14 protein-coding genes are annotated in these 9,049 nt (G+C 68.2%); 4 read left to right on the plus strand and 10 right to left on the minus strand.

The window, feature by feature from the left end; genetic code table 11:
- Positions 1-93: 93 nt before the first annotated feature.
- A complete protein-coding gene (locus CHB86_RS02025) occupies positions 94-270 on the plus strand; it encodes a CTP synthetase (protein WP_089230873.1) in 177 nt (58 codons plus the stop codon).
- A gap of 4 nt (positions 271-274) precedes the next feature.
- On the opposite strand, the gene CHB86_RS02030 is transcribed toward CHB86_RS02025, so the two are convergent.
- The 3 genes from CHB86_RS02030 to CHB86_RS02040 all read right to left on the minus strand — a co-directional run bounded on the left by CHB86_RS02030 (position 275) and on the right by CHB86_RS02040 (position 1,370).
- The gene (locus CHB86_RS02030; protein WP_089230874.1) at positions 275-409 is read right to left on the minus strand and encodes an entericidin A/B family lipoprotein; all 135 of its coding nucleotides are present in this window, start codon (positions 407-409) and stop codon (positions 275-277) included.
- A gap of 66 nt (positions 410-475) precedes the next feature.
- Positions 476-775, minus strand: coding sequence for a type II toxin-antitoxin system Phd/YefM family antitoxin (locus tag CHB86_RS02035; protein WP_089230875.1), 300 nt, complete (start codon positions 773-775; stop codon positions 476-478).
- A 220-nt stretch (positions 776-995) separates the two neighbouring features.
- Entirely contained in the window at positions 996-1,370 is a 375-nt protein-coding gene (locus CHB86_RS02040; RefSeq protein ID WP_089230876.1) for a hypothetical protein, read from the minus strand.
- 82 nt (positions 1,371-1,452) lie between these two features.
- On the opposite strand from CHB86_RS02040, the gene CHB86_RS02045 reads away from it, so the two are divergent.
- Together CHB86_RS02045 and CHB86_RS02050 are read left to right on the plus strand one after the other, a co-directional pair.
- Positions 1,453-2,214, plus strand: coding sequence for an alpha/beta fold hydrolase (locus tag CHB86_RS02045; RefSeq protein ID WP_089230877.1), 762 nt, complete (start codon positions 1,453-1,455; stop codon positions 2,212-2,214).
- Positions 2,215-2,295: 81 nt separating this feature from the next.
- Entirely contained in the window at positions 2,296-2,571 is a 276-nt protein-coding gene (locus CHB86_RS02050) for a hypothetical protein (protein ID WP_089230878.1), read from the plus strand.
- Positions 2,572-2,615: 44 nt separating this feature from the next.
- Here CHB86_RS02050 and CHB86_RS02055 read toward each other — a convergent pair whose 3' ends face one another.
- On the minus strand, positions 2,616-2,798 hold the full coding sequence (locus tag CHB86_RS02055; protein WP_089230879.1) for a hypothetical protein: 183 nt from the start codon (positions 2,796-2,798) through the stop codon (positions 2,616-2,618).
- Positions 2,799-3,009: 211 nt separating this feature from the next.
- Here CHB86_RS02055 and CHB86_RS02060 point away from each other — a divergent pair, with 211 nt between their 5' ends.
- Positions 3,010-3,270 (plus strand): hypothetical protein, encoded by a 261-nt coding sequence (locus CHB86_RS02060; RefSeq protein WP_089230880.1) that lies wholly within the window; start codon positions 3,010-3,012, stop codon positions 3,268-3,270.
- A 36-nt stretch (positions 3,271-3,306) separates the two neighbouring features.
- On the opposite strand, the gene CHB86_RS02065 is transcribed toward CHB86_RS02060, so the two are convergent.
- From CHB86_RS02065 to CHB86_RS02090, 6 genes are read right to left on the minus strand one after another with little or no spacing between them, the layout of a single operon-like run.
- Complete coding sequence (locus tag CHB86_RS02065; protein ID WP_089230881.1) at positions 3,307-4,395, minus strand: Zn-dependent alcohol dehydrogenase; 1,089 nt, start codon at positions 4,393-4,395, stop codon at positions 3,307-3,309.
- Positions 4,396-4,426: 31 nt separating this feature from the next.
- On the minus strand, positions 4,427-5,677 hold the full coding sequence (locus CHB86_RS02070) for a TCR/Tet family MFS transporter (protein WP_089230882.1): 1,251 nt from the start codon (positions 5,675-5,677) through the stop codon (positions 4,427-4,429).
- 53 nt (positions 5,678-5,730) lie between these two features.
- A complete protein-coding gene (pcaD, locus tag CHB86_RS02075) occupies positions 5,731-6,516 on the minus strand; it encodes a 3-oxoadipate enol-lactonase (RefSeq protein ID WP_089230883.1) in 786 nt (261 codons plus the stop codon).
- 22 nt (positions 6,517-6,538) lie between these two features.
- On the minus strand, positions 6,539-7,510 hold the full coding sequence (locus CHB86_RS02080) for a threonine ammonia-lyase (protein WP_089230884.1): 972 nt from the start codon (positions 7,508-7,510) through the stop codon (positions 6,539-6,541).
- Positions 7,507-8,343, minus strand: coding sequence for an alpha/beta fold hydrolase (locus CHB86_RS02085; protein WP_089230885.1), 837 nt, complete (start codon positions 8,341-8,343; stop codon positions 7,507-7,509). The genes CHB86_RS02080 and CHB86_RS02085 overlap by 4 nt, the downstream gene beginning before the upstream one ends.
- Positions 8,340-9,029, minus strand: a complete 690-nt coding sequence (locus tag CHB86_RS02090; RefSeq protein ID WP_089230886.1) for a haloacid dehalogenase type II — start codon at positions 9,027-9,029, stop codon at positions 8,340-8,342. Before CHB86_RS02090 ends, CHB86_RS02085 begins: the two co-directional genes overlap by 4 nt.
- Positions 9,030-9,049: the final 20 nt, after the last annotated feature.

A 9,049-nucleotide genomic window follows, 5' to 3' on the forward strand; every position in this document is an offset into this window, starting at 1 on the left:
ACCGCTTGACCTGAATCAAGGACGATAAGGCGTATCACAAATATCGCTTTTACGCAGCACGTCCCCGTTCACAGGCACAGGCCCGGAGGTCCCATGTTTCGTCTTGCCATGCTTCTCTTCGTCGTGATCGGCGCCTCGATGGCCGGCATCTTCATCGTTGCGGCCCTCGTCGCCGGGCTCGACACCCAAACACCGATCCTCGTGGCCGCCGCCGCGGGCTTTTTCGCCGCGGTGCCGGTCAGCTACCTCGTTGCGCGGCAGCTGGTCTGAGGGCCTAGAGCTTCTGCTGGACCGAGCGGGCACTGTCGGAGACGAAATCGCCGGCTTTGGACAGGTCTTGTCCCGCCCCGTCGACGGTGGCGCAGGCCCCGAGCGTCAGAAGCAGCAGCGGCAGGATCAGGCGTTTCATGCGAGGTCTCCGGTCTTGGTCTCGGCGGCGCAATTTATGGCCGCTTGCGAACCAGCGCAACCGTTCTCAAAGGCTCCGCAGCCCCGGCCCGGGCGGACGTTCGCCGGCCTCCTGCGCGGCGGCGAAACGGCAGGCGATGTCGTCCTGTTCCCGCCGAAGGCTGGCCAGCGAATGCCCGTCGAACCGTTCGACCATCTCCAGGTCGCGGATCGAGACGACGGCGCAATAGGGCCGGCCATGCCGGGTCAGCAGCAGCCGCGACGGGATGTTCACCACCTGCGGCAGCAGCATCGCGATGTTGGTCCGGAAGTTGGTGACCGAGATCATCTCGGTCCGGATGTAGGGGGCGGGGATCATGCGGGTCATGGCGCCATTCCACCAGCATCCGGTTAACGCGCCGAAAGCGCGGCGTGCGGTGGGTGTTGCGCCGATTTCCGGTCGTTCGCGGCGGTCGTTTCGGTCGTTTCCCGCGATTTCGTGCCGGGAGGGCAGGGGCCGCAGCGGAAATGACCGGAAGGCGCTGGCAAACGACCGCGGGTTTGGTCGTTTCGCGGCCCGGATTGTGCGTTTCGACCGGTTCCCGGGCTCAGACGCGGCCGGTCCAGACCAGCCAGGTGATGAAGGCCGCGGCGATCAGCAACAGGTTGAAGGCAAGCGGCGCCACCACCCCCAGGATCCACCCGATCCGCCGGTCGCGCGGGTCGATCGCCTCGAGGTGCCGCCGCAGGTTGGCGCTCGCCTCGCTCACCCGCGCGCTGTCGATCTGCCGCCGAAGCTTCGGGTTGTCGTAGAGTTTCTCCATGTCCACCAAGTACTTGGCGTCCTTCCGGAGCGCCCTTGGCAACAGCCCGCCGGCCCGCCGGAGTTTCACCTCCAGCCGGTCCGCGCCCCGCACGCCCAGCTTCTCCCGCATCAGCAGGGCAAGAGCGGCATTGGTTTCCGGCAGCGAGTTCTCCATCATGGCGCTTTCTACCCCGTTGCCCACCCGCCGGAAACAGGGAATCAACAACAGGCCCAACCATCAGGATTCGTTCGGAAAAACCATGCTGACCACCTACCGCCACGGCCCCGAGGAGGGCCTGCCGCTGCTCATCGTCCACGGCCTGTTCGGCTCCGCCCGCAACTGGGGCGTCGTCGCCAAACGGCTCAGCGTCGACCGGCCCGTGCTGACGGTGGACATGCGCAACCACGGCGACAGCTTCCGTGCCGAGGCCAACGGCTATCGCGATATGGCGGATGATCTCGCGCAGGTCATTGAAAAGAATGGAGGAATGGTCGACATCGTCGGGCATTCCATGGGCGGCAAATCGGCGATGATGCTGGCGCTCACCCGCCCGGACCTGCTCCGCCGCCTGGTCGTCGCCGACATCGCCCCCGTTGCCTACAGCCACACCCAGCTCCACCTTGTCGAAGCCATGCAGGAACTCGACCTCGATGGCCTGACCCGCCGCAGCGAGGCCGACCGCGACCTCCAGCGCATCGTCCCCGACAGCCAGACCCGCGCCTTCCTGCTGCAGTCGCTCGACCTCAAGTCCACCCCGCCGCGCTGGAAGCTCAACCTCGACGTGCTTGCCCAGGAGATGGACAAGATCCTCGGCTGGCCCGCTCCCGACGGCCGCTTCGACGGACCCACCCTGTTCCTCTCGGGCGGCGCCTCCGACTACGTTCTTCCGGAATACAGATCTGATATCAAAAGGCTTTTCCCACAGGCACGCTTCGCCAAGATCCCCGGTGCCGGCCACTGGCTACACGCCGAAAAGCCCCGCGAGTTCGAAGCCACGATCGCCGCCTTCCTCGCCGGGTGACCGCTTGATCGGAATCAATGACGCAGCGGAAACTGCGTGCTAGAAAGGTCTCAGGTGGGTCAGCCGAAAGGGGAGGATAGGATGATCACACTCGACGACATCGAGGATATGAACTGCCTGACGCGGGCGGAGATCGCCGCGCTAGCCGAGCATGAGCACATCGGGGAATTCGATGCCGCCATGCTGGCGGAGTACCTCATGCATCTGCCCAAGGGGCCGCAGAAGGTACACCAGATGATCTGCGATGACATGCGTGTCGCCATGCATCGCGACGACGTGAGTCATGCCAAGGAACTTTTCCGCACGCTGCAGCATTTCATCAAGGTTCATCCCGAGGCCGCGCGCGGATCCGCATGACCCACCAGATCAGGTTGTTTTCCAATACCCCGCTCGCGGGCGAGTCATCCCTCGCCCAGTTTCTTCGCAATCAGCCACGCCAAAGGGAAGCCGAGCACAATCCCGGCCAGCACGCAGGCCAGGATCGCCACGCCCGACACAAAGCCCATCACCAGCACCGCCACGATCCCGGTGCCCATGATGACGGTGGAGGTGATCGCGTGAAGCAACAGCGTCAGGCGGAGCATGAGAGGTCCTTTCGCACAGGGGGCGCACGCGGTTCCGGATAGTCGTGGAACCGCTGGCATTCCTTGATACCGATCAAGGCCGGGCAGGTCCTTGGACGTGCCCGGCCTTTTCCATGCGTTTTGCCTCTACGTCAGCCCGGTGTCGCGCTGTCGCACGCTCTTGAGGCGGGCGCGCGGCCATGCCTAGATATCGGGCAAGGAGGAGCGAGCAATGACACTCAACGCGATCGCGCATCAGGCGCTGGAAGAGATCAAGGCGATCGAGGGCACGGGCGTTACCGAAGGCCACGAAGCCGAGATCCTGGCCGCCATCGACAAGGCCATGCACGCGGCCATGGAGGTCTGCTGCAAGGAGAACGCCGCCGTGGTCGAACAGCACCTGACCCATGCCACGGGCGTCGCCGAACAGATCAACGAGGAGACGGATCGGCGCCGGACCCTGCTGGTCGCAAACCTGTCCGCCCTGCGCTGATCTCCCTTTTCGAAGCCTGATCCCGGTCTGCGCCGGTCAGGCCGGGAACAGGATCACGTTGCGGCGGGCGCCGCCGGTGCGGGTGTCGGCGATGGCCTCGTTGATCTGCGCCAGGGACCAGCGGCCGGAGACCAGCTCGTCGAGCTTCAGCCGGCCCTGCTGGTAGAGGTCGATCATCCAGGGGATGTCGCGCGCGAGCACCGTGTCGCCCATCTTGGAGCCGATGATGCCCTGTCCGAGCGCGGCGAGGATCACCGGCTCGTAGGAACTCATCTGCCCCGAATGCGGCATCCCCACGAGCACGGCACGGCCGCGCCGCCCGAGGTGGCGCAGGGCGCTCTCGTAGGCGGCGATGGCCCCGGTGCAGACCAGCACGGCATCGGCGCCGCGATGGGCGATCCGGCGGAGTGCGGCGGCCGCATCGGGATCGCTGGCGAGAATGCCGTCGGTCGCGCCGAAGTCCCGGGCGGCGGCGAGTTTCTCCTCCGACATGTCGATGGCGATGACCCGCGCGGCACCGGCGATCCGCGCACCCTGGATCGCGTTGAGCCCGACCCCGCCGGCCCCGATCACCACGGCCGTCTGGCCCGGACGAAGCCCCGCGGTGTTGATCGCCGCGCCGACGCCGGTGATCACCCCGCAGGCGAGCAGGCAGGCGCTCTCGGCGGGGATCTCGTCGGGGATCGGCACGAGCTGGCTGTGGTGGACAGTGACCGCCTCGGCAAAGGCGCCGCAGTTCATCGCGTTCAACACGTGGCCGTCATCGGCGTCGCGGAGCGGGCCGGCAGCCGGGTCTGTTGCGGTCTCGCAATGGGCCGGGTGGCCGGTGGCGCAGCTCGGGCAATGGTGGCAGGCGCGGATCAGCGTCACCAGCACCCGGTCGCCCACATGCAGCCCGTGCACCTCCGCCCCGATCGCGGTAACGCGCCCGACGCCCTCGTGGCCATAGACCGCCGGCAACTGCCCCTGCCAGCCACCGTCGATGAAGGAGATATCGGAATGGCAGACCGCGACCGCCTCCATGCGCACCTGCGCCTCGGCGGGGCCGGGGGCGGCGAGGGTGAGCGTCTCGATCTCGAGTGGGGTGCCGAAGGCGCGGCAGACGGCAGCTTGGATCCGGGTCATGGGTGGCTCCGCAAGGTGTTTCGCGGCAGCTTCAGCGAGGAACCCGCGCCCGTTCTTGTGCTCCGGCGACATAGATCAGCACACAGACGACCATCAACGCTGCGGCAAGCAGGAAGGCGGCGCCGGGATGGTGGAAGCCGGCGTTCTCACGGGTGGTGAAGTAGAACACCTGCGTCATGAGCAGCGGCGCGAGAAGGGTGGCGAGCGAGATGGTCGAGGTGATCACGCCCTGCAGCTCTCCCTGCGCGTCCTCGCCGACTTCGCGCGACATTCGCCCCTGCAGCGCCGGTACCGCAACCGAGCCGATGGCCGAAACCGGCGTCAGGATCATCGCCACCGTGCCGGAGGTGATGAAGCCGAGCGTGGTCAGCAGCACGACCTCGAAGCTCAGGCCGAACAGGATCGTCCCGTGCTCGCCGAGGGTCTTCAGGATCGGTCGGATCAACCCGGCCTGCACGATGGTGTATCCGATGCCGAAGGCGCCGAGCGAGACGCCGACCAGCGCCGTGTCCCAGCCGAAGCGGACCGGGGTGAAATAGGCCCAGATCGCCGGGTAGACGTAGAGCGCGAACTCGTAGATGGCGAGCACCGCCAGCAGGCGACCGACGCCGGGCAGGCGGCTGATGTGGCCGATCGCGCCGAACGGATTGGCGCGCCTCCAGGTGAAGCGGCGGCGCATGCGGTCGGTCACGGTTTCCGGCAGCACGAAGATCCCGAGCACGAGGTTGAGCAGCGCCAGAGCCGCCGCGGCGAAGAACGGCGCCCTCGGCCCAAAGGTGCCAAGCATCCCGCCGATCAGCGGCCCGAGCACGAAGCCCACGCCATAGGCGGCATGGGTCAGGGCGAAGCGGGCGGATTTCTCGTCCGGGCGGGAGATGTCGGCGACGAAGGCCATGGCGGTGGCATGGGTGGCCGCGAGGATGCCGCCAACGACGCGCGCGGCGAGCAGCACCCAGATCGAATGGGTGAAGGCCATCAGAAGGTAGTCGAGCACCATGACGGCCAGGGAGATCAGCAGCACCGGACGGCGTCCCCAGGCATCGGAAAGCGAGCCGAGCACGGGGCCGAAGAGGAACTGCATGGCGGCAAAGGCGGTGGCGAGGATCCCGCCCCAGACCGCCGCCTGCGCGAGCGAGCCGCCGTTCACCTCGCGGATCAGCTCCGGCATGACCGGCAGGATCAGCCCGATCCCCATGGCGTCGATCACCAGCGTCATCAGGACGAAGGTGAGCGGAAGCCGGTGGCGTCCGGACGCTGGGAGGGGCTCGGCTGTCTCGGTCATCTGGACCTGCTGTTGGCGGCCAGCCTGGCGCGCTGGCCCCGGGAGGGCGCCGGTCAGTGGCCGATGGCGGTGAGGAACTCCGTCAGGCGGCCGGCATATTCGTCCGGCGCCTCGACGCAGGGGATGTGCCCGGCGTTGCGGATCAGCTGGAACTCCGAGCCTTTCACCAGCTCGGCGGTCTCGCGCACCAGATCCGGCGGCGTGGAGCCGTCATGGGAGCAGGCGATGGCGAGCGTCGGCAGGCCGAGCCCGGAGGTCGGGGTGTAGAAATCGGTGCCCGCGATGGCGTGGCAGGTGCCGATATAGCCCTCGAGCGGCGAGCGGGTGACCATGTTACGCCAGCCGGCCAATTCGGCGGTGGCGCGGAAGGCGGGGGTGAACCACTTTTCCATGATGCCGTCGGCGAGGCTCTCGATGCCGCCCGAGCGGACCGCGGCAATGCGGTCGTCCCAGGTCTGCTTGGTGCCGATCTTGGCGGCGGTGTTCGAGAGCACCATCGCCCGCACCTGGTCCAGCCGCTTCACGGCGAGCCCTTGCGCCACCATGCCGCCGACCGAGAGGCCGACGAAGACCGCGTCGCGAACCTCGAGCAGGTCCAGCAGCCGCTCGGCGTCGCGCACAAGCGCGCCCATCGCATAGGGCGCGGGCGGGCAGTCGGACAGGCCATGGCCGCGCATGTCGTAGCGGATGATCCGGTAGGTCTGCGGCAGGCGGGCGACCACCTTGTCCCAGACCCTCAGGTCGGTGCCGAGCGAATTGGCAAAGACGATCGCCGGGCCGTCCGCCGTGCCGTCCTCGCGCCAGTGAAGCTTGATGTCGCCGAGATCTGCGATCTGCATCTGGTGGTCTCCGTTGGGCTGGTCAGGCGTCGCCGTAGCGTTCGAGGGCGGTGCGGAACAGCTCCGCGTCGACATTGCCGCCCGAAGCGGTGCAGATCACCGGGCCGTCGTCGAGGTCGTCGCTCCGGAACAGCGCCGCCGCAAGCGCCACCGCGCCGCCCGGCTCGATCACGATCTTGAGCCGCAGGAAGGCGAGCACCATGGCCCGCAGGCATTCCTCGTCGCTCACCACGAGGCCGGGACCGCAGAGCCGCTTCATGATCGGGAAGGTGAGCCTCCCCGGCGAGGGCGTGACGATCGCGTCGCAGATCGAGCCGGTCATCGCCGGGTTGGTCTCGATCTGGCCCGAGGCGAGCGAGCGGGCGGTGTCGTCGAAGCCCTCGGGCTCGACCGTGCGCACCTTCATCCGCGGCGCCCGGGCTTCCAGCGCCAGCGCGATCCCCGAGGTCAGCCCGCCGCCGCCGCAGCAGGTCAGCACGGTCGCCTTGTCGATCCCCAGGTCAGCCGCCTGGCCGGCGATCTCCAGCCCGCAGGTGCCTTGCCCCGCGATCACGCGCGGGTCGTCGAAGGGGCGGATCAGGGCCAGCCCGCGTTCGGCGGCCAGCGCCTCGCCGAGCGCGTCGCGGTCTTCCGTGGCGCGGTCGTAGGTGACGACCTCGGCGCCGAGCGCGGCGGTGTTCTCGCGTTTCAGGCGGGGCGCGTCGGCAGGCATCACGATCACCGCCGGCAGCCCGCGCAGCCGCGCCGCCATCGCCACGCCCTGGGCATGGTTGCCGGAGGAGAAGGCGAGCACGCCGCTGGTGTCTTCGGGCAGCGTCGAGACCGCCGACCAGGCGCCGCGAAACTTGAAGCTGCCGGTGTGCTGCAGGCATTCCGCCTTCACCAGAACCTGTCTGCCCGCGATCTCGTCGAGGAAGGGCGACCCGAGCAGCGGCGTGCGCCGCGCCCGACCTTCCAGGCGCTGCGCGGCAGCTTCGATTTCACCGATGTTCATGTGGCACGCTCCAGGTAGGTTTCGATCGCCGATACCGCTTCGGGCTCGTCGAGGAAGGGCACGTGGCCGCGGTCCGGGACATCGGCAAAGATCATGTCGGGCTGTCGGCGGACCATCTCGTCCGCGGTCTCGCGCGACAGCAGGTTCGAGTTGGCGCCGCGGATCAACGCGGTGGGCAGGGGTTGCAACGCGTCGAAGAGGGGCCAGAGGTCGGGCATGTCGCCGGTGGCGGAGTGCTCGAGCACCGCCTGGCGCAGCGCCGCATCGTAGCGCAGGTCGAGCCCGTCGGGGGCCTCGGTCCAGACGCGACGGGCAAAGTCCCGCCACTGCGAGCGGGAGGCGTTCCGGAACTGGGTTGCCATGATCTCGGGCAGCTTGTCCGCCGCCTCATCGTAGTCGCGAAAGCCGGGCCGGAAGCCGAGATAGCCCATGATCTGGGACATGCCGTCCGGCTCGATCACCGGGCCGATGTCATTGAGCACCACGCCGGTCAGCCGGTCAGGGTGACCGACCGCCAGCCCCATCGCGATCAGCCCGCCGCGGGAGGTGCCAAGGATGCTCGCCTTGTCGAGGCCGAGGTGATCGAGCAGCGCAACCGCGTCCTGCGCCTCGCGGACGAGGTTGTAATTGGTGAAATCCGGATCGTGGTCCGAGAGGCCGCGGCCGCGGCTGTCGAGCCGGATGATGCGGGCGCGGTCTGCGAAACGCTCCACCACCGGCTCGAAATCCGCCATGTTCCGCGTGAGCCCGGCGAGGCACAGGAGCGGATGGCCGCTGCCTTGGTCGTCATAGGCGAGCCGCAGGCCGTCGTCGGTCTGGAAGTACTCCGTCATGTGCCGGTCGCCAGGTCGGGGATCGGGGTGAGGTCCGCGAGCACGTGCTGCGGCGTCCAGGGCAGGCGCTCCATCGGCAGCCCCATGCGGTTCACCCAGGCCGTGGTGAAGCCGTATCCCGACGCGCCGGCGGCGTCCCAGCCGTTCGAGGAGACGAAGAGCACCTCTGCCCGGTCGCCGGGGAAATGCTTGCCCACGAGGTCATAGACCCGCGCGTCGGGTTTGAAGACCCCGACCTCCTCGACCGAAAGCACCGCGTCCAGGCTGTCACCGATGCCGGCCGAGTTCACCGCGTCGGCCAGCATCCCGGGCGCGCCGTTCGACAGGATCGCCGTCTGCATCCCGGCCTCGCGCAGCCGCGCCAGCATCTCCGGCACCTCGGGATAGGCGTCGAGTTCGCGGTAGAGCGCCAGCAGCCGGTCGCGCAGCGCCGCGTTGCCGAGCAGGCCGGTCGCCTCGAGCGCGTAGTCGAGCGAATCGCAGGTCACCTGCCAGAAATCCGTGTGCGCCCCCGTGATCGCTCGGTGCCAGGTGTATTGCACCTGCTTGTCGCGCCAGATCGCGGCCAGCGACTGCCAGTGCTCCGCGAGTGCGGCGCCCCCGGGCTCGGCCGCGGCGCGGCGGGCGGCGGCTGCAACGTCGAAAAGCGTGCCGTAGGCGTCGAATACAGCGATGCGAATGGTCATGGAGGGCCTCCTACGGCGGC

Origin of the sequence: Tropicimonas sediminicola (genome assembly GCF_900188335.1) — a bacterium.
GTDB classification, from domain to species: domain Bacteria; phylum Pseudomonadota; class Alphaproteobacteria; order Rhodobacterales; family Rhodobacteraceae; genus Tropicimonas; species Tropicimonas sediminicola.